The 19,512-nt window shown below is 60.7% G+C and carries 21 protein-coding genes; 15 read left to right on the top strand and 6 right to left on the bottom strand.

Annotated features, from left to right (window positions below; all coding sequences use genetic code 11):
- The 6 genes from KGL31_06815 to KGL31_06790 form a co-directional block, all read right to left on the bottom strand.
- A partial coding sequence (locus KGL31_06815; GenBank protein ID MDE2321615.1) for a hypothetical protein occupies positions 1–669 on the bottom strand: 669 nt, incomplete at its 3' end.
- 54 nt (positions 670–723) lie between these two features.
- Positions 724–1,122: a type II toxin-antitoxin system VapC family toxin gene (locus KGL31_06810; protein ID MDE2321614.1), complete on the bottom strand. Its 399-nt coding sequence runs from the start codon at positions 1,120–1,122 to the stop codon at positions 724–726.
- The gene (locus KGL31_06805) at positions 1,100–1,363 is read right to left on the bottom strand and encodes an AbrB/MazE/SpoVT family DNA-binding domain-containing protein (protein ID MDE2321613.1); all 264 of its coding nucleotides are present in this window, start codon (positions 1,361–1,363) and stop codon (positions 1,100–1,102) included. The genes KGL31_06810 and KGL31_06805 overlap by 23 nt, the downstream gene beginning before the upstream one ends.
- A 110-nt stretch (positions 1,364–1,473) precedes the next feature.
- Positions 1,474–2,166 carry an adenine nucleotide alpha hydrolase gene (locus KGL31_06800; protein ID MDE2321612.1) on the bottom strand — a complete coding sequence of 231 codons (693 nt, stop codon included), beginning with the start codon at positions 2,164–2,166 and terminating at the stop codon, positions 1,474–1,476.
- Between the two features lie 58 nt (positions 2,167–2,224).
- Entirely contained in the window at positions 2,225–3,100 is an 876-nt protein-coding gene (locus KGL31_06795) for a ketohexokinase (protein MDE2321611.1), read from the bottom strand.
- A 29-nt stretch (positions 3,101–3,129) separates the two neighbouring features.
- The gene (locus KGL31_06790) at positions 3,130–3,402 is read right to left on the bottom strand and encodes a cupin domain-containing protein (protein ID MDE2321610.1); all 273 of its coding nucleotides are present in this window, start codon (positions 3,400–3,402) and stop codon (positions 3,130–3,132) included.
- A gap of 253 nt (positions 3,403–3,655) precedes the next feature.
- Here KGL31_06790 and hemE point away from each other — a divergent pair, with 253 nt between their 5' ends.
- The 15 genes from hemE (at position 3,656) to KGL31_06715 (ending at position 19,492) form a co-directional block, all read left to right on the top strand.
- The gene (hemE, locus tag KGL31_06785; protein MDE2321609.1) at positions 3,656–5,641 is read left to right on the top strand and encodes a uroporphyrinogen decarboxylase; all 1,986 of its coding nucleotides are present in this window, start codon (positions 3,656–3,658) and stop codon (positions 5,639–5,641) included.
- 1 nt (position 5,642) lies between these two features.
- Complete coding sequence (hemH, locus tag KGL31_06780; GenBank protein ID MDE2321608.1) at positions 5,643–6,578, top strand: ferrochelatase; 936 nt, start codon at positions 5,643–5,645, stop codon at positions 6,576–6,578.
- Between the two features lie 59 nt (positions 6,579–6,637).
- Positions 6,638–8,086, top strand: coding sequence for a protoporphyrinogen oxidase (gene hemG, locus KGL31_06775; protein MDE2321607.1), 1,449 nt, complete (start codon positions 6,638–6,640; stop codon positions 8,084–8,086).
- Between the two features lie 90 nt (positions 8,087–8,176).
- The gene (locus tag KGL31_06770) at positions 8,177–9,445 is read left to right on the top strand and encodes a hypothetical protein (protein ID MDE2321606.1); all 1,269 of its coding nucleotides are present in this window, start codon (positions 8,177–8,179) and stop codon (positions 9,443–9,445) included.
- Positions 9,446–9,526: 81 nt separating this feature from the next.
- On the top strand, positions 9,527–11,200 hold the full coding sequence (ilvD, locus tag KGL31_06765; protein MDE2321605.1) for a dihydroxy-acid dehydratase: 1,674 nt from the start codon (positions 9,527–9,529) through the stop codon (positions 11,198–11,200).
- 18 nt (positions 11,201–11,218) lie between these two features.
- Entirely contained in the window at positions 11,219–11,854 is a 636-nt protein-coding gene (locus KGL31_06760) for a VTT domain-containing protein (protein MDE2321604.1), read from the top strand.
- A 135-nt stretch (positions 11,855–11,989) separates the two neighbouring features.
- On the top strand, positions 11,990–12,289 hold the full coding sequence (locus KGL31_06755) for a hypothetical protein (GenBank protein ID MDE2321603.1): 300 nt from the start codon (positions 11,990–11,992) through the stop codon (positions 12,287–12,289).
- On the top strand, positions 12,255–12,731 hold the full coding sequence (locus tag KGL31_06750; GenBank protein MDE2321602.1) for a PIN domain-containing protein: 477 nt from the start codon (positions 12,255–12,257) through the stop codon (positions 12,729–12,731). The genes KGL31_06755 and KGL31_06750 overlap by 35 nt, the downstream gene beginning before the upstream one ends.
- Positions 12,732–13,168: 437 nt before the next feature.
- Entirely contained in the window at positions 13,169–13,705 is a 537-nt protein-coding gene (locus tag KGL31_06745; GenBank protein ID MDE2321601.1) for a Mov34/MPN/PAD-1 family protein, read from the top strand.
- Positions 13,706–13,714: 9 nt separating this feature from the next.
- On the top strand, positions 13,715–14,557 hold the full coding sequence (locus tag KGL31_06740) for a TIGR02757 family protein (protein ID MDE2321600.1): 843 nt from the start codon (positions 13,715–13,717) through the stop codon (positions 14,555–14,557).
- 144 nt (positions 14,558–14,701) lie between these two features.
- On the top strand, positions 14,702–16,504 hold the full coding sequence (uvrC, locus tag KGL31_06735; protein MDE2321599.1) for an excinuclease ABC subunit UvrC: 1,803 nt from the start codon (positions 14,702–14,704) through the stop codon (positions 16,502–16,504).
- 98 nt (positions 16,505–16,602) lie between these two features.
- Positions 16,603–16,986 (top strand): RidA family protein, encoded by a 384-nt coding sequence (locus KGL31_06730; GenBank protein ID MDE2321598.1) that lies wholly within the window; start codon positions 16,603–16,605, stop codon positions 16,984–16,986.
- Between the two features lie 121 nt (positions 16,987–17,107).
- A complete protein-coding gene (locus KGL31_06725; GenBank protein MDE2321597.1) occupies positions 17,108–17,341 on the top strand; it encodes a type II toxin-antitoxin system Phd/YefM family antitoxin in 234 nt (77 codons plus the stop codon).
- The gene (locus KGL31_06720) at positions 17,338–17,733 is read left to right on the top strand and encodes a type II toxin-antitoxin system VapC family toxin (GenBank protein ID MDE2321596.1); all 396 of its coding nucleotides are present in this window, start codon (positions 17,338–17,340) and stop codon (positions 17,731–17,733) included. The genes KGL31_06725 and KGL31_06720 overlap by 4 nt, the downstream gene beginning before the upstream one ends.
- Positions 17,734–18,142: 409 nt before the next feature.
- Positions 18,143–19,492, top strand: a complete 1,350-nt coding sequence (locus tag KGL31_06715) for an IS1380 family transposase (GenBank protein ID MDE2321595.1) — start codon at positions 18,143–18,145, stop codon at positions 19,490–19,492.
- The last annotated feature ends 20 nt before the right edge of the window (positions 19,493–19,512 follow it).

Below are 19,512 nucleotides of genomic sequence, written 5' to 3'. Positions count from 1 at the left end.
TTTCACCTTGCCCTGGTTCATGGTTCGGACTACTCTTTTCATGAAGCGGCTCCTTTCTGTGTGGGGTACTCGGTTAGTGGACCTAACCGTCCTACCATAAGGGAGTCGCTTCGCTTGTTCAACTAAGAATGGCACACCTTCTGTCTCAATGACAGCCGATCGTTGCAGTATGTTGCCGTTCCTTACGTAATACACCTTTCCCACTTCTGGAATTCGATGCATCACGATATTGCATCCTACCCAACCTGCCCGCCTCGCATCAGGGCTTAGCGGTTTTCGTCTTTCAATTACGGTTGGGTCGAGGAAATAGGTTGGAACTGCAAAGAAATTCGTCACACAGGCAGATGTAACATCGTAAGCGAGAAAAAAGAAGTCCGGACTGGAAACGTCACTTAGGCGGGCCATCATCGCGCTAAATGCCCCGTCGGGTAGCTTGTTAGAAAAGTTTCCACGAGTACTTTTCAATTCAAAGTCATTATGACAATTTACGCATGTGAAATCGAGTACGCGCGCGTTATTTCGCCCGCTTTTCAGGGGCCCACCGCATGAAAAACAGAACGCATTTCTTTCGGCCCATGCTTCCGAAATTACCCTTACCTTTTGGGTCCCGCTCTTGTATCGCTCGCCCAAAGCAAGATTGAGACTCAAATCTATCTCAGGTGCAAGCAAGCGTACTCCCCGAGGCGCTATACATGTTAGATTAGAAGAAACGTGATGCCGTTTTCATAGCCACAAAACCCTAATGTCCTTCTCGACCGACTTGAACTCGGGATCGCCGATGTACACGTCGGCCTTTTTTTGTTTTGCTAACGCGGCAGCAAAGCAATCCGCCAGCGACATCTTTCGGGACGCCTTGATCTCGCCAGCGATCTCCGCAAGCGTTTGGTCCGCCGGAACCACTTCAAGCGGAAGCCCGAGAAGTTTGTGCCGGACCTCACTCCAGCGCTCTGCTCCGGCTTTTCGCTCGACCATGTACCTCACCTCCGCCCAGTTTGGGGCCGCGATAAGAAGAACCTGGTCGGTCTGGGCGGCCTTCTCAAAAAGATCGAGGACCTTCTCGTAGCCCTTCTCCTTGAATAGAAAGGCAAGCACCGCGTAGCTATCGAGTACGGTTCGCTTCAAACTCGGCCTCTTCGCGCTCCTTGTCCCTCGCCCGTTCCTTTAGCAGCTCTCCAGTGACGGACGTCTCGCTTTTGAGCATACCGCAGACGCTCCGGATATATTCCGGTGTTACGGGCTGGAATACGATCTCGCTATCGCGCTCGATAAAGCAGATCTTCGTACCGGGCTTGATGCCATACTTGCGACGCAGCCGAGACGGGACGACGAGCTGACCCTTACTTGTCACATGCGCGGTTTCCATTGGCAGAATCCTCTACGATATATCTTTATGCCTTACTATATTTATTTAGTAAGGCATAGTCAAGATAATCTTTCATCTTTAAGAATCGGCTACACTCAGCGCCGCTGGGCTCAACAGCCGTCGCTGTCGGTTCCTGGCAGCAGGTCGGCGAAGACGAAGCCGTCACGGGCGACAACCTCCCCGAGGCTCACCGGGATCGGATGGGCGAACATCGGCCCTGCACAGGCGAAGGTGTGAAACTCCCCTCGTTCGCCACAGGGATCTACATCATCAGGCAATTCATCCAATAGGTGTCCATCGAACAGGCGTCCTGCATACGAGGCGGAGAGCCTGTTTGGATCGACGCACGTGATGCGCGCCGTGAGACCTGACGCAACCATGGTGCGGGCGAGCGTGGCCGTTGGCATTCCCCAGAGCGGAAACAGCGGTGTGAGGCCAGTGCCCTGCATCCGACTCTCGCGATAGTGCCGGACGTCCTCAAGGAAGAGATCGCCGAAGGCGACATGCGTAACCTTGAGCTGCGTGCGCGCCTCGGCTAGGGCCCGGCCCATCGCCTCCTCGTAATCCGCATTCGAGCAGGGCCAGGGCAGCGGCACATCGATGAGCGGGAGGCTGGCGGCCCGTGCCTGCGCCTCGACTAGCCCACGCCGAACGGCGTGCATGGCCACCCGATCGAACGCCTCGTTGAAGGTGGTGAGCAGTCCCACCACCTCCACCTCACCCGCCTGCCGTAAGACCTGGAGCGCCCAAGCCGAGTCCTTCCCGCTGCTCCACGCGACGAGCGCTCGCGGACGGTTCGCCATAACGGCATTCTGCCTCACATCTGGTGCTAACATTTGCGCTCGATCTACGGTCACGGATCTAACACGCCTCACCTCCCAATCCCTCCAGGCCGATCTGGCCGCATTTTTTACCGGCCAGGCGGCAGGCGCGCGACAGAGCCTCGGCCAATCCAAAACCTCTGAGATAAGCGTCGATCAGCCCCGCGTTGAAGGTGTCGCCCGCTCCCAGCGTGTCTTTAACCTCGATAGGAGGATAAGCGGGACTATGATAAATGGCTCCCCGTCGATCGAGGCCGTAGGCGCCCTCCTTACCCCATGAGAGGATCAGGTCGGCCTGGGGAGCCTGCTCCCGCATCTCGAACAGCAAGGCATGGGGCGCGTCGAATCCTAGATAGTTAGCATAGACACGTGAGAAAACCAGCACCCTCACGTCTGCAAACACCGCCTCGATTCCGGGACGCGGCTTCTCCACCTCGACGGAGCATGGGAGGGCAGGGCGGGTCTCGCGGAGGCGGCGAATCATACGGGCTGTCTCCGAACCGTCTCGACCCTCGAAATGGACCCAGTCAAACGGCGTCAGATCAATTCGCCTGAACTCGTCATCCCCGTACTCCGGCAGGTCTCGATAGTGCACGATGGTGCGTGTGCCCCCTTTGAGACTCAGCAGGACACACGAGGTCGGCGATCGGCCGCGAATATGGCGGCAGGCGGTAAGGTCGATCTGGTGGCGGGCTAAGCGCTCACGGATTGGGGCGGCTTCCGGGTCATCCGCCACCACGCCGCCAAAGGCGCACGCATGGCCCAGTTGGCTGAGGACAACCAGGGTATTGGCGGCGTTACCGCCATGGCTGGGGCGAAGCCCCTTGGCGCGGATTTCGGCATCCTCATCGGGGTAGTGCGTGAGGGTAAAGATGAGGTCAATCGTCGCAGTGCCGATGGCCAGGATGCGCGCCATGCAGGTTCTCTCTTGTGATGGCGGTCAGGTCAGTCAAACCGGTAATGCTTCTTGACGGGTCGTCGGATCTCCCAGGTACAGGTCATTCCAACGGGAAAGGTGACGAGATCTCCCTTACCGATCTGGACCGGCTCCCCGCCCTCTGGCGTGACGATCACCTCCCCCTCCAGGATATAACAAGTCTCCGTGCTGTCGTAGCTCCAGGGAAAGATCGAGGTTTCTTTACTCCAGATTGGCCAAGTTGTAACCTTGAGCCCTGTGAGTCGCTCCGGAGAAGGGTTGCGCTCTATGCGAATCTTCATGAGTCCGTCCTCCTTGTACGTCATCGAATCTTCTCGACAAGCAGCCGCATGGTAAGACGCCTCAGATAAGATGGTCAAGCCTAAACTGGGACTCACGCTGAACCATCTTTGCTGTGGCGCTTTTGCTCCGGGCACCCTATACTAATGGTTTATTGTAAGCGCTTTTCATCTCGTTGTCCTTGAACAGGTGCCAGGTTCCAGGTATGTGGAACCCGAAAATCGGAACTCTGAACGCAGAACGAGGCTTTGGACTATGAACCAGGTTGCCGCTCCACCGCTTGCCGGCTTGACCAGCCTTACCGTGGTCTCCCTCGAGAGTCGCCTGGCTGCTCCTATGGCCGACCTGATCAGCCGCCAAGGCGGGACTCCGATCTCCGCGCCTGCCGTACGCGAGGTTCCGCTGGCAGAAAACCACAAAGCGCTGGAGTTTGCGAGAGAGTTATTCGCCGGGCGGATCGACCTGGTCGTGCTGCTGACCGGCGTTGGCATCCGCGCCCTGCTGGCCGCAGTTGAAGGCGCCTATTCGCGCGCGGAGTTTCTGGCAGCCCTGAGCCGGACCCCAACCATTGTCCTCGGCCCAAAGCCCCAAGCAGTCCTGCGGGAACTGGGTATCCCAATTACGCTGGCCGTCCCGGAACCCAACACGTGGCGTGAGATTCTGACGGCCATCGACAGTGCGGCGATCCCTCTGCTCGGTCAGCGGGTAGCGGTCCAGGAATACGGGCGTAGTAACCCGGAGCTGGTTGCAGGGCTGGAAGTGCGCGGCGCTAGTGTCCTGCGGGTCCCGGTCTATCAATGGGCATTGCCGGAGGACTGCAGCCCCTTGCGGCAGGCGGTCAAAGCCATCATCGATCGGCAGGTCGATCTGGTCCTCTTTACCACTGCCGTGCAGGCCGATCACCTGCTGCAGGTCGCGGCAGCGGACGGTCTGGAGGAGTCGCTGCGAGGAGGATTACGCGATACGGTCGTCGCCTCAATCGGTCCCACGTGCAGCAAAGCGCTGCGCGAACATGGCCTTACGGTTGACCTGGAGCCGGAACATCCCAAAATGGGCCACTTGGTTCAGACCGCCGCGCGCCATACGCACGTACTGTGCAGGATCAAGAGAGCCATGGCCGAATGTAGCGGGGGCAAGGTAGGGGCGCCGTTTGCTGCGCCCCTTTCGGGTGGGGCAAGCCCTGCCCCTACGTCTAGAACCACTGAAGACCTGCTGCGGGAGAGTCCATTTCTGAAGGCCTGCCGCCTGGAGCCGGCCCCCTATACGCCGATCTGGATCATGCGGCAGGCCGGGCGGTACTTGCAGGAGTACCGTGAGATCCGGGGTAAGCTGTCGTTTCTGGAGCTATGCCACCGGCCTGACCTGGCGGCGGAGGTGACGGTTACGGCCGCTGAACGACTCGGCGTGGATGCCGCGATCATTTTCGGCGACATCCTCCTGGTGGTGGAGCCGATGGGGGTCGGATTGGAGTTCACCAAGGGGGACGGTCCGGTCATCCATCATCCGGTAAGGTGCGGGGCTGATCTGAAACGACTGCAACCGGTCGATGTGCAGGGATCGCTGTCGTTCCTCTTCGAAGCGGTGCGCTTAGCGCGCGCAGCGCTTCCGCCGACCATTCCTCTCATCGGATTCGCCGGGGCGCCGTTTACCTTGGCCTCGTACCTGATCGAGGGCCGCGGGTCGCGTCAATATCAGCAGACCAAGACGCTCATGTACCGCGATCCCGCAGCGTGGCACGCCCTCATGGAACGGCTGTCGGATGTCGTATCCGACTACCTGAATGGTCAGATCGCCGCAGGGGTCCAGGTGGTGCAATTATTTGATAGCTGGGTCGGCTGTCTGAGCCCTGACGACTATCGCGAGTTCGTCCTGCGCCACACGAAACGTACGATTGCGAAGCTTGTGCCGGGCGTGCCGGTTATTCACTTTGGGACCGATACTGCCTCGCTCCTGTCGCTGATACGGGAGGCTGGCGGCAACGTGATCGGACTGGACTGGCGAGTGGATCTTGGGAAGGCCTGGGCGGGCCTTGGGTATGAGGTCGGCGTGCAGGGCAACCTGGACCCGATGGCGCTGTTCGCCGAGCCCGATCAGATTCGCCGCCTGGCCGGACGGGTCCTCGAGCGAGCGGCGAAACGACCAGGCCACATCTTCAACCTCGGTCACGGCATCTTACCGCAAACCTCCGTAGACCATCTGCGCGTACTCATCGACTATGTCCACGAAGCGACGGCAAGGTGACGTGGCCCCACCGTTCGATGCCGTCCTGATGATCGCCTTTGGAGGCCCCACGAAGTCTGAGGAGATCCGCCCATTTCTTGCCAATGTGCTGCAAGGCGTGCCGATCCCGGCGGGACGTCTGGAGGAGGTGGCTCGTCACTACGAAGCGCTTGGCGGCCGGTCGCCAATTACCGAGCTGACCTTTCGACAGGCGAAGAGCCTGGCCGCGCTGCTGGAGCGCGAGGGGCCGACATTTCCCGTCTATGTCGCGATGCGATACTGGCATCCCTTCGTCACCGAGACGGTAGAGCAGATGGTCCGGAACGGGGTTCAACGCGCGGTCGGGCTGATCATGGCTGCGCACGATTCCGGGGCGGCAAGCTGGGACAAGTCGGTGAGGGCGGTAACGACCGCGCTTGCCGTCGCCGGCCCCGTAGCGCCGAAGGTGGACTTCGCCCCGCCCTGCTATGACCACCCGGATTTCATCGCGGCGATGGTCGAGCAGATCCACACGCAACTACAGACGATCCCCCATGCGCATCGTCACAGAACGCCGCTGATCTTCACAGCCCACAGCATCCCGGCGTCAATCGCCGCCTCGTCCCCCTACGTACAGCAACTCGAGACATCCTGCCGACTCGTCGCGGAGGCCTTGGGACATCCCTGCTGGTCCCTGGCCTATCAGAGCCGCAGCGGCAATCCCAAAGAGCGGTGGCTTGAGCCTGATATTCGCGATATCCTGCGCACGCTGCACGCTGAGGGCCACCGGTCGGTGGTGGTGGTCCCCATCGGCTTTGTGTGCGATCACGTTGAGGTGCGCTACGATCTGGACGTAGAGGCCAAGGCGGTGGCCGATGCGCTCGGGATTGATTTGCTGCGGGCCGGCACGGTGAACGATCATCCTCTTTACATTCGCGCCCTGGCCGATCTGGTACGTCGGCGTATCGCGCAGGGCTGAAGGGCTTTTGGCCAGCGTGGATGGCGACGCAACAGCACAGCGGCAATAAGCGAATTGTGGTGGTAGGGGGCGGTATTGCGGGTCTCGCCGCCGCCCATCGGCTGCAGGAGCTGCGTGAGCAGGACGGTGTACCGCGCGAGGTGCGCGTGTTGGAGGCCGCTGCACGGCCCGGCGGCGCGATCAGCACCACGCACCGGGATGGTTTCGTCCTCGAATCGGGACCCGACACCATCTTTACCGATAAGCCGTGGGGGCTGGATCTGATCCGGCGACTCGGTCTGGGCGGGCAGATCATCGGAACCAGCGAGGCATACCGTCGTACCTTCGTCGCTCGGGAAGGCGTGCTGCACCCTCTGCCGGAAGGGTTCGCCTTGATGGGGCCGACCAAGCCCTGGCCGTTTTTGCAATCAGGGCTGCTGTCGTGGCGCGGTAAGGCAAGAGCGGCTCTGGACCTGGTCTTACCCAGAGGGCGGCCATCCGCCGATGAAAGCCTGGCGTCGTTCGTTCGGCGTCGTTTCGGACAGGAGTTTCTCGACCGGCTGGCCCAACCGATGATCGGCGGAATCTACGGTGCCGACCCGGAGCGGTTGAGCCTGCGCGCCACGTTCCCGCAATTCCTGCAGATGGAAGTAACACATCGCAGCGTCATCCTTGGTCTGCGACGAACGCGGCCCGCGGGTGGCGGCGCAGGCCGAACCAGCAGCGGCCCGCGCTATGGTCTGTTTGTCACGCTGGATGACGGGCTGCAGGCCCTCGTCGATGCCCTGATAAAAAGGCTGCAGGCCGGAACGCTGGGTCTCTGTGCGCCGGTTGATGGGATCGCGCACGCGGAAAAAGGCTGGACCATTCGACTTAAAGATGGCACAAGCCTGCAGGCTGATGGCCTTATTCTCGCCGTCCCCGCGTTCGAAATCGCGCGGCTCACCCGCGACCTGGACCGAGACCTAGCCCATCAGCTTGAGGCCATCCCCTATGCCTCTTCGGTCACGATCAATCTGGCCTACCGCAGAGAAGCAATCACACATCCGCTTGACGGGTTTGGATTTGTGGTGCCGGCCTGCGAGGGGCGTACCATCATCGCCTGCTCGTTCAGCAGCGTGAAGTTCGCGCATCGGGCGCCGGCCGGTCACGTCCTGCTGCGCGCCTTCGCGGGCGGGGCACTGCAGCCGGAGCCGTTCACCTGGGATGACGAGCGGCTGCTGAGCGCGGTGCGCCGCGATCTGGAGGAGCTGTTGGCGATTCACGCGCCGCCCTTGTGGAGCCACTTGGTCCGGCACCCTCGCGTAATGCCCCAGTACCAGGTCGGCCATCTGGCCCGGTTGGAGGCGCTGGAAGAGGCGCTTCGGCGGTGGCCGACCCTCAAGTTGGCCGGTAACGCCTACCGCGGTGTCGGTGTCCCGGACGTGATTCACAGCGGAGAGGCAGCCGCCGATGCGCTGCTGGCAGAGCTGGCTCCGGCGCTGATCGAGCCGGCTCCTGCTTGTGCGAATGGAGATACTCGCCTATAATCCTCTACTCGGAGCCCGAAGATCCTGAAGATGCAGTGGCGGATCGATTCAGTGAGTGATCCCGCCGCAAGCGCAAGAAGGAGATCAACGATGCAAACAAGGAAGATTTATGCCCTGTGTGGATTCCTGGCCGTCATGATCTTCAGTGCGGGTTGTGCGACCACGCTGTCGAAGGTCGCCTACATCGCCTCAGAAGGCGAGGGCACAACCTCGGTCCTGGTTCAGAACGCCGATGGCAGCAGATCCGTCCGGGTGCCGGGCCTGTCCGGGGCAATCTCGGAGGTCGCCCTATCACCCAGTGGCCAGCGGCTGGCCTATGTGACCGGCGGGACAACCACCGGCCTTGAGCAGGTGTTCCTCGTCGATCTGGATGAAAATAATAACATTGTAGGGGTCAGGCGCAACGTCTCGGATGAACTGCCGACTGCGAGAAGCTTTTCGCCGAAGTTCCTCGACGACAACCGCCTCCTTTATCTTTCGGAGAGTCGAGGCGACCGGATTCTGGTCCTGGTAGATTTACTCACCGGAGGCAAGCAGAAGATCTCTGCGATCAGCGGCTCGATCGATACCGTAATCCGGTACAACACTGATGGCAAGGACGCCCTCTTTTTTGGACTGAACAAGGAGATGCGACGGTTTGATCTCCCGGCCGGGCCGCTTCGATCAGTTGTGGCGAACACGGGAAGCACCTCCGGGTTGGCCTACGAGAAGATGGGGATTTTTGAGAATACCCTCGTTTTCAGCACCCAGGTCACCCCTGACGAGCGGGCTTTCTCATACATGCGTCTGGATGGCACAGAGCTTAAGGCTGTCACTGAGGTCCCCTCTGAACTGGTTTTCCCCATCGTCAGGCTGGCGCCGGATCCGGCGTCGCGGGTCCATCGGTTCAGTCTGTTTGACTTCACTCTGGTGACAAGGCCCGGGGACGAGGCGGACCTGATTACGCTGGAAGGATACGAGATAACGGCGCAGAAGATTACCGAACGGCACCTCTTCTGGGTCGTGCGCGATCTGCGGAGTCCGGACCTGGTCCGTGCGGTGTACGCGGCGAAGGGCTTAGAGGACCTCAGAGCAGGCGCCCATGGGAGATCAGTCTATCTCGCGTCAACGAGGGATCTGCTGGTCTGGTATAATCCTGCCAACAAAAAGATATGGGGTGTACCGCTCGACCAGATCGGGGCTGATCCGGTCGATCTCTCGGCCGGCGTGGCCCGGGTGGCCAATCGTCCCTTCTCGGTTTCAACAAACAGTATCGGCGTGGTCACTGAAGAGGGGAAGCTCTATCTGCTTTCAACTAACCGCTCGTCGCCGCCCCGCTTGCTGGGGCAGGGAATTCGCGTGAGCATTACCCGCCCGTGAGCCGTTCCTACGCTATATCTTTTTTGCTCGACGTAAATGAATGTGCAGTGAGAGAGCGCAGCCAATAATGAGGAGGAGGCGATGACGTTCGATCCAAGACATAAGAGCCGGACACTGTTGGAGGGGCCGGACCGCGCGCCGACACGGGCGATGCTCAAGGCCATCGGTTTCAAGGATGAGGACCTGGCGCGACCGCTCGTCGGCGTGGCCCACTGCTGGATCGAGGTCATGCCCTGCAACATCAACCACCGAACGCTGGCCGAACGGGTCAAGGAAGGGATCCGGGCGGCTGGTGGAACACCGATCGAGTACAATACGATCGCGATCTCCGATGGAGTCTCTATGGGCACTGAAGGGATGAAGACATCCCTGGTAAGCCGGGAGGTCGTGGCCGACTCGGTCGAACTGGTGGCCAGGGGGCACCTGTTTGACGCCCTGGTCGCCATCTCCGGCTGTGACAAAACGATCCCGGGTATGGTCATGGCGCTGACCCGCCTGAATATCCCGGGACTCATGCTCTATAGCGGCTCCACCGCATTCGGCGAGTACGAAGGTCGCCATCTCACGATCCAGGATGTCTTTGAGGCGGTTGGCGCGTTCAACGTCGGCGCGATGCCGTCCGAGGAGCTTCGCGTCATTGAGAACTGCGCCTGCCCCGGCGCCGGCGCCTGCGGCGGTCAGTTTACCGCCAACACCATGTCTACCGCCTTTGAGATGCTCGGCATCTCACCGATGGGTTGGAATGGCGTCCCGGCGACCGATGCCCGGAAGGAAGAGGTGGCCTTCGAGAGCGGGAAGCTGGTGATGGAGCTGCTGCGGCAAGGCGTCACCCCCAAGCAGATCCTCACCCGCAACGCCTTTCGCAACGCCATCGCCGGGGTGATGGCCACCGGGGGATCTACCAACGCCGTGCTCCACCTGATCGCTGTGGCCAAGGCCGCCGGTATCAAGCTGTCGTTAGACGATTTTGATCGGATATCGAGAAAGACCCCGCTCCTGGCCGACCTGAAGCCGTGGGGACGCTTTACTGCTCCAGACATGTACATGGCAGGTGGTATGCCGCTGGTGGCTAAACGTCTGCTGGATGCCGGCATCCTTCATGCCGATGAGCTAACGGTTACCGGCAAGACGATCGGCGAGGAGGCGCAGGCGGCCCGCGAGACCCCCGGACAAGACGTGATCTGGCCGCTCCGGCAGCCGATTAAACCGACCGGAGGGATGGTCATTCTGAGAGGCAATCTTGCGCCGGACGGATGTGTGGCAAAGGTCGCCGGTCACGAGCGGATGGTCCATCGCGGCCCGGCGCGGGTCTTTAACCGGGAAGAGGACGCCTTCACCGCCGTCAAGGCCGGCAAGATCAAGGCGGGCGACGTGGTCGTGATTCGCTACGAGGGACCCAAGGGCGGGCCCGGAATGCGGGAGATGCTTGGGGTTACCGGCGCGCTTGCCGGCGCGGGACTCCTGGACTCAGTGGCTCTGATGACGGATGGTCGCTTTTCGGGCGCCACGCATGGGCTGATGATCGGCCACATCGCCCCCGAGGCGGCGGTGGGCGGGCCGATCGCCGCGCTACGCACCGGCGACATCGTGCGCCTCGATATCAACAAGCGCCGCCTGGACGTCGAGCTGTCAGCCGCCGAGCTGAAGCGGCGACTCCGAACCTGGAAGCCGCCCGCCCCCCGCTATAAAAGCGGCGTCATGGCCAAGTACGCCCGCGTGGTTTCGTCGGCCTCGGAGGGCGCGGTTACCGACTGATCGCGGCTGAGCAGCGACATGGAATGGCTCTGGAGTCTGTTTCACACCGTCTATGATGTGGAGGGCCTGGTCCGCGTCGGCGGCCTTATGGCGCTTATCGCCATCGTCTTTGCGGAGACCGGCCTCCTTGTCGGCTTCTTTCTACCGGGTGACTCCCTGCTGGTCACCGCGGGTTTATTCGCGGTGAGCGGCCATCTGGAGCTGTGGAGCCTCTTTCTTTTCGTCAGCCTGGCCGCCATCGTGGGCGATACCGTCGGCTACTTCGTTGGTGCCAGAACCGGGCCCAGGATCTTTTCCAGAGAAGATTCCCTCCTCTTTCACAAGAAGCATCTCATCAGTACCCAGGCGTTCTACGATCGCCATGGCCCAGTCACTATCGTTCTCGCCCGGTTCATGCCCATCGCCCGCACCTTTGCGCCCGTCGTGGCGGGAGTCGGCAACATGCGGTACGGTCGATTTGCCCTCTACAACGTGATGGGAGGGATCGGGTGGGTTGTCAGCATGATCTCTATCGGCTACTTCCTCGGTAAGACCATCCCGGATATTGACCAGTATATCCACGTTGTCATCGCCGTCGTCATTGCGCTTTCGCTGCTCCCCGGAATTATCACTTTTGTAAGAACCAGCCGGAGGGCTCGCAAGCTGTCCCTGTAATTCTAAGCGCGGTAACGCCAAGCGCGAGGATTCCATAGTAGTGATCCAGGTATTCCGAGATCATCGTGGTTGCGAAAGGGAAGCGATATGCTATACTGACGTTAGCATTGTAATGCCCAACTGGAGGGATGTTCCATGAGCACGCTGGTGATTAAGAACTTTCCCGAAGAACTGCACGCGCATCTGAAGGCACAGGCAGAGCGCCACCATCGCTCCGTCACCAAGGAAGTGGTGAGCCTGATCGAGTCCGTACTCGCGGTACCCAGCCAGCCCCCAAAACTGTCGCCGGCGCTGAAACCGACGAGTGAAGACCATCCGACCATTGAGGAGATCGAAGCGGCCATCGCCGACGAGCGCTATGTCCGGTTCGGTTCACTGGCGGACCTCAACGAGTATATGGATGAGCTGCGAAAAGACCGCGATGTGGACGGTTGACACGCTTCACGGCGAGGCGAGCTACCTCGACAGCAATGTACTGATTTATGGTTTCGAAGGTCAGCGCGGTGCTGTTCGTAGCGGCGTGGGCACGATTCTGCGCGACATTCATCTTGGGCGCCTCAGGGGTTACACCAGTCTGATCACGCGAGCGGAAGTGCTGGTCTATCCATTACGTCATTCGCTTCCGGAACTTGCGAATCGCTATCGCGCCTTGCTGTCCGGCGAGGGGGCGCTTGTGGTGCAGACCATGGACCAGCGTACGGTGGATCGTGCCGCTGAACTGCGTGCGGAGTATCCCGTCTTGCGTTTACCGGATGCGCTCCACCTGGCCACGGCCCTGCGGTCTCGTTGCCGGTCTTTCATCACTGCCGATGAGCGCCTGACTGCGGCATCCGGCCGTATCGAGGTTCTCTTGCTCGACGAGTTGGGTAGCGCCTGACCATAGCCCGCCAGCCGAAAGAAGCCTACGACTTGAAGTTGCCGATCTCGCCCTCGCGCACGGTCATTTCACTGTTTTACCAACACTGACACACTCTCTAACTTACTGATATCATTGGAGTACTTCGCCGTCTCGCCCGCTTAGGGTAACAGGCTGCTGTTTTTTTAGGCTTGCCTCCCTCCAAGAGGCCGGTTATTCTTATTCTGTACCTGGCGGGTCTGCTGGTTGATGAAGTTGCCGTGGCACAAGCAGACCGATAGTCTCCAACGAGGGGCTTGGACCGGCTCCTCCTCCACGCAAACGCGTCTTCGCGAACGATCATCCGAGATAGCACCGACAGTGGCAGACTTTTTACCGTTCGGGGTACCGCAGTATAAGATTTTCCTGTCATTGTGATAGCTGGACCCACCCTGTTCACGTAGTATCGATGATGGTTGATGGCGATGGATCTCTATCTTAGCGAGAATGCCTTCGTCGGACTGCTGGTGTCGACGATCGAGGTCTACCGGAAAGAATGCTTCGGCGTACTCCTCGGCCAGAGTACGTCCGACCGAGTTCTTATCGATTTCGTGGTTCCATACCAGACGGCGAACCGGAAGTTCCGCGAGGTACACGTCGATCTGATGCGAAGTCAGCGGGTTGAGGAGGCCGTCAGGAGCACCTCGCGCTGGGATTGCGTGGGCGACTATCACTCGCACCCGATGTACGGTACCTTTCGAGCGACGACCACGCTGAGTAAGGTCGATAGAGATTTTTTTAAAGATGGACATATCGCCATCGTGGTGGCCATCAACGATTCGGCGCGGCAGCAGCGGTGGAACTACGTGCGGGGCGGCGGTGTGTCCGGCAGCATTAACGGATACAACATCCGCATTGCCGGATTCCATAAGGCGAACGGGACCATCGAGCGAGCGCCTATTCATTGCCCGTATGCCATCGGGTTTCAGGCCAAGGGGCTGAACGACAAGGAGTGAGTCGCCGCCATGGCCATGCGCTCCCACGCGCAGCTCAAGGCGCTCCTGGATGAGTTATATCACCGCTACAGCCGGCCCGTCTTTCTCTCGACCAGCGCTCTCAGTATTCCCCACCATTATGTAAGCCCAGAAGACCAGGAGATCGCCGCCTTTGTGACCGCCTCCCTTGCCTATGGCAATGTCAAGCAGATCCACCGCAGCGCCGAGACCGCGCTCGAGGCGATGGGAGGAAGCCCGGCCAGGTTCATCCGACGGTTCGATCCTGCTCGGGATCCGGCGCGATTTCGACATGTTGTTCACCGCTTCAATTCGGGTGTCGATCTTGCTCTACTTTGCTATTGGCTCCATCAGGCGATCGCAGCAGCAGGATCGCTTCAGGCCTTCTTTCTCAAGGGATACGATCCCACCCACGACGATATCGAGCCGGCCCTGACCAGCTTTGTTGAGCGGATGCTATCACTGGACGTCTCGCCTTTCTACTCATCGGGTACGCTTCCAGCAAAGGCCGGCGTCCGTTTCTTTTTTCCTTCGCCTGCCCAGGGAAGCGCCTGCAAGCGCCTCAATCTGTTCCTGCGCTGGATGGTGCGCCGCAGCGATGCGATCGATTTCGGCATCTGGACAGAGGTCTCGCCGGCAAAGCTGATCGTACCGCTCGACACGCATGTGGCGCGGATCGCCAGAGAGCTTGGCCTCACCAGGATCAAACAGCCCAACTGGCGAATGGCCAAAGAGGTGACAGAGCGGCTTCGCACCTTCGATCCTGATGATCCGGTGAAATACGACTTTGCCCTCTGCCGCCTCGGAGTCCTGAAGCAGCCGATCCCAGACCCCGGCCGCACGCGGTTATCCTGACGGGTCTGAGTCGGCTTTCAGATGCATGTCATGCTGGACGCCGAAGATGTAATCCTGTCAAATATAGGTAACATTTTCTCCCCTCCTTTCCCGCCGCTCGCGCGCCTTGACAGGCCCGCCCACCTATGACATTTTCTATTTGTGATGCAGCAGGTCGAGCAGCTTCAAGAAAAGGTTAAGAGCCTGCCGGACGCGCCGGGCGTCTATCTGTTCCGTGACGCGCGAGGCCATGTGCTCTATATCGGCAAGGCGCTGTCGCTGAGGAAGCGCGTCGCTTCCTACTTCACGGAGGCGACGGATACGCCAGAGCGGCCACTGATCCGGCCGATGGTGGAGCAGATCGCCGACCTGGAGTTCATCATCACGGCGAACGAGCTGGAGGCCCTCATCCTGGAAAGCAACCTGATCAAGAGCCATAAGCCGCGTTATAACATCCTCCTCAAAGACGATAAACATTACCCCTTCCTCAAGCTCGACCTGAACGACCCGTTCCCCTGGGTGCAGGTGGTCCGCCGGATCAAAGATGACGGCGCGCTCTATTACGGCCCGTACGTCCCGGCCACCGCGATGTGGGACGTCCTGGCCCTCGTGAACAAAACGATCCCCCTCCGTAAGTGCCGGTCAATCAAGGGACGACGGCTCTGTCTCGAATACCACCTGGGCCGCTGCATGGGACCCTGCGAAGGACTCATCAGCCAGCAGGCCTACGGCGAACTGGTGGACCAGACGCGGATGCTGCTGGACGGGAAGGATCAGGAGTTGATGAAGCGGCTCGAAGCACAGATGCAGCAGGCGGCCGAGGCGCTGGAATATGAGCGTGCCGCCAAGCATCGCGACCAGATTGCGTCGTTGCGCCAGGTATTTGAGCGTCAGCGCATCATCTCGCCAAGGGGTGAGGATCAGGATGTCTTCGGCCTGGCGGCGGAAGGGGGAGAGGCTCAGGTCCAGCTCTTCCTGATCCGGCGGGGTCGGCTGATCGGCCGCGAGGCTTTCGCCTTCGAGTTGAAAACTGAGACCGCAGGTGGTCTTCTGTCCTCGTTAATCGAACAATTCTACCTTCGCGCAAGAGACATCCCCCGCGAGATCCTGCTGTCCCACCCCGTGGAAGATGCGCCGCTTATCGGGTCGTGGCTTGCTTCCCGGGCGAATCGGCGGGTGGAACTGCTGGTCCCACGGCGTGGACGGAAGATGCGGCTGGTCCAAATGGCGCTGCGGAACGCCCAGGAGGCTCTTGCGCTCAGCCTTCGGTCATCGCAAAGCCGCGAGGCGGCGCTGAAGGAGTTGCAGACGGTACTGGACCTCCCGGCCCCGCCCAGGCGGATCGAGGCCTACGACATCTCAAACATCTCGGGGACGCTGGCGGTTGGGTCCCAGGTGGTCTGGGAGGAAGGCAAGGCAAAAAAGTCCGCCTACAAGCGGTACAAGATTAAGACAGTCCAGGGGCCGGACGACTTCGCCATGCTGGCCGAGGTGATACGGCGGCGGCTGCACAAGGCCGAGGAGGCGCCGCTTGCCGACCTTATGCTGCTCGACGGCGGCCGCGGTCAGCTCAACGCCGCGCTCGACGTGGCAAGGGAGTTGGGACTGCACACGCTGCCGATGGTGAGCCTGGCCAAGGAGGAGGAACTGATCTTTCACCCGGACAAGTCCGCGCCGATCGCGCTCCCGGAGCGGTCGCGGGCCAGGCAACTGCTTCAGCAGATCCGCGACGAGTCGCACCGCTTCGCCATCACCTACCATCGGGCGCTGCGGGGCAAGTCGGCCATCCGCTCCCTGCTGGACGACGTCCCCGGGATCGGGGCCAAGCGCCGGCGGGCACTGCTCACCAGGTTCGGGAGCCTCCGCCGTCTGCGGGAGGCCAGCATTGATGAGCTGCGGCAAGCCGCCGGGATTTCTGAGTCACTAGCCACCACCATTCATGATGTCGTCGGCGCCGTGAACGCGTAGGAGTAAGAGAGGCGAATCCCACACTCTCCCCTCGCCCCTCTGGGGAGAGGGTCAGGGTGAGGGGCACCGGAGGGTCACAGGGGTATCAGGAGGAGCGAATGTCACGTGAGGCGGTACACACTGAGAAAGCACCACAAGCCATCGGGCCTTACGAGCAGGCCATAAAATGCAATGGTCTGCTCTTCACGTCCGGCCAGATCGCGCTTGATCCAACCACCGGGACGCTGATCGAGGGGGATGTCTCGACTCAGACCCGCCAGGTCCTGGAAAATCTCAAGGCGGTCCTGGAGGCTGGGGGCAGCTCCCTCGACCGAGTCGTTAAGGCCACGGTCTACCTGACCGATCTGGGAAACTTTGCAAAGATGAATGAGGTCTACGCCGAGTATCTGGGTAAGGTAAAGCCGGCCCGCTCCACGGTCGGCGTGGCTACCCTCCCACGCGGCGCCAGCGTCGAAATCGACCTGGTAGCAACAACGCTGTAGCTTTCGGTTTTGCGCCTTCGCCCACAAGGCCGTGTCGGCTTGTCCTTTTTTCTTGACATTGATAATGACTATGGTAATAAGACCATAGTCATTAGATTGTTATAGCGGAGGCTTTACTGGCATGAAAACCGTCGTATCGAAGTCACACTTCAAACCCCGGGCTCTCGAATACTTCCGGCAGGTGCAGACAACCGGGCGGGCGCTTACTATTACTGATCACGGCAAACCGGTTCTGAAGGTCGTGCCCTACGCGGAGGATCCTGAAGCGTGGTTGAAGCCCCTCCGCCACAGCGTGCTGAGCTACAAGAGACCTACAGAACCGGTAGGCGAAGAAGACTGGGACGCCCTGCAGTGATCGTGCTGGACACGCACGTCTGGGTCTGGTGGGTCAGCGGCAGCACACCGCTTTCCTTCAAGGCGCGTCGAATCATCGACGAGAGCGTGCAGCAGAGCGCCATCTATCTGTCGTCGATAAGCGTCTGGGAAGTGGCCCAGCTTACCGCCAGAGGCCGCCTGCAACTGACCATGGGGGTGGTCGACTGGGTAGCCAAGTCCGAGGCCCTGCCGTTTGTCCACTTCGTACCCGTGGATAACACCATTGCCCTCAAATCGGTCCAGTTGCCCGACCCGCTCCATTCGGATCCTGCAGATCGGATCATCATCGCCACCGCGCTCACCCTGGGCTTTCCCCTGGCCACCCGCGATGAGAGGATCGCCCGCTATCCTCATATTCGGACCATTTGGTAACGGACCTCGAAGCGCGCGTCAAGATGATTCTTGAAGCCGCATGCTCCGCATAACCCGAGGCAGGTGCGGTCTGGCCGGGAGCTTTGCCCAAACAGTCGCGCGCTCAGCGACGGGTTCATATAGTTATTGGCGTGCCTCGTGGAGTCGCCCGAAGTTCTCCACAACGTACTTCAAGTACCGATCTTTACAGTGCTCCTCGACTGCGCCAGTCTGCTTGTTCCGCCTCTTCCCGTTGAACCACAGACTCCGTTTGCCCTTGTTCTTGCCTGACTTGTTTTGGACGGACTCAGCGATGAATTCCGTTGAACTGAGCCCAAACATTGCAGTTAAAAAAGCATCGTTTTGTCCGTGACCCTTTGGTATCGTGGGGTTCGCTCACCAACCACGTACACAATGGAGGGACAAAACGATGCAGGCACAGGTTACCCCGTTGGATGGCTCCAAAGCAATCGGAATCACCTTCACCGACAAACCCGTGACGGCCTTTGGGGGCGTGGCGCTTTTCGTCGCCTTCGCCCAGCGGATCGGGCTGGCCGGCAAGCTCGCGGAGACGCTTCCGTTCGTCCTGACCTCGCCCAATGCGACCCCATCGCATCACATCGTCCTCGCGTTTCTCGCCGGCGTCTTGGCCGGGGCGCGCCGCTTTGCGCAACTCGCTGTCCTCCAAGCGGATGTCCCCGTCCAACAGCTCTTTGGCCTCCGTCGGTTCCCGAGTACGGCCACGTTCACCCGCTTCTTCCGACGGTTCACTCCGAAGGCGATCACCGAGACCTTCGAACCGCTGTGGACGTGGCATCTCGATCGACTGCCCGCGCAATCACAGGGCTACACCCTCGATCTGGACTCCAGCGTCGTGGAGCGCTACGGCACCCAAGAGGGGGCTCTGAAGGGCTATAACCCGAAGAAGCGCGGTCGCCCCTCGCATCACCCGCTCTTCGCGATGCTCGCGGAGGCGCGCTGTATTGCCCACGTCTGGCTGCGCAGCGGCAACACCGCCTCGGCCCGTGGAGCGACGGCCTTCCTCGCCGAGGCGCTGGCGCTGTGTGCCGGGCGAGTCACGCTCGCCCTCGTCCGAGCTGACAGCGGGTTCTTCGACAACGCGATCCTGACGGCCCTGGAGGCCGCCGAGTTGCCCTACGCCATCGTTGCGCGCTTCACGAGCCTGCTGCAGGCGGGCGTCTACGGCCTCACGTTTCAGCCCTTCGCGCCGGGCTTGGAGGTGGCCGAGCTGCAGTTTCAAGCGAAGCGATGGGTGCGAGCCAGACGGATCGTCGTCGTCCGAGAAGTGCTGGCGGTCCGTCCCGACGCCCGCGGTCGGGTCCTGCTCCAGGTGCCTGGCTACCGCTTCCACGCTGTCGTGACAACCCTTACGCTCGCGCCGGAGGAGGTCTGGCGGATCTACAATGGGCGAGCCGATAGCGAGAATCGGATCAAGGAACTCAAGCACGCCTTCGGGGCCGACGGGTTCTGCTCTCAGCGGTTCTCGGCGACCGAGGCGGTTCTGCGATTCCTCTGTCTGCTGCACAACCTGATCGGGGAGTTTCAGCGGCACCTCGGGCAGCGTCCGATCCGGACCCTGGCGACGCTCCGGACTACCCTCTTTGCGTGCGGGGCGATCCTGGGGGCAGCGGGACGACAGCCGATGCTCCGGCTCTCGCGCGCCAGACCGTGGCAGGCGACCTTCCTCGCACATCTCTCGCGCCTGCTCCCGAAGGACGCCAACTGCAATGCAGTTCCGGTGACAGAGGCTAAGATATGAGTTCAACTGCAATATTCCGG

Source organism: Candidatus Methylomirabilota bacterium (genome assembly GCA_028870115.1).
In the GTDB taxonomy this organism is placed as follows: Bacteria; Methylomirabilota; Methylomirabilia; order Methylomirabilales; family Methylomirabilaceae; genus Methylomirabilis.
The sequence above is the reverse complement of the archived record's forward strand: the minus strand, read 5'-3'. Positions and strand labels throughout refer to the sequence as shown.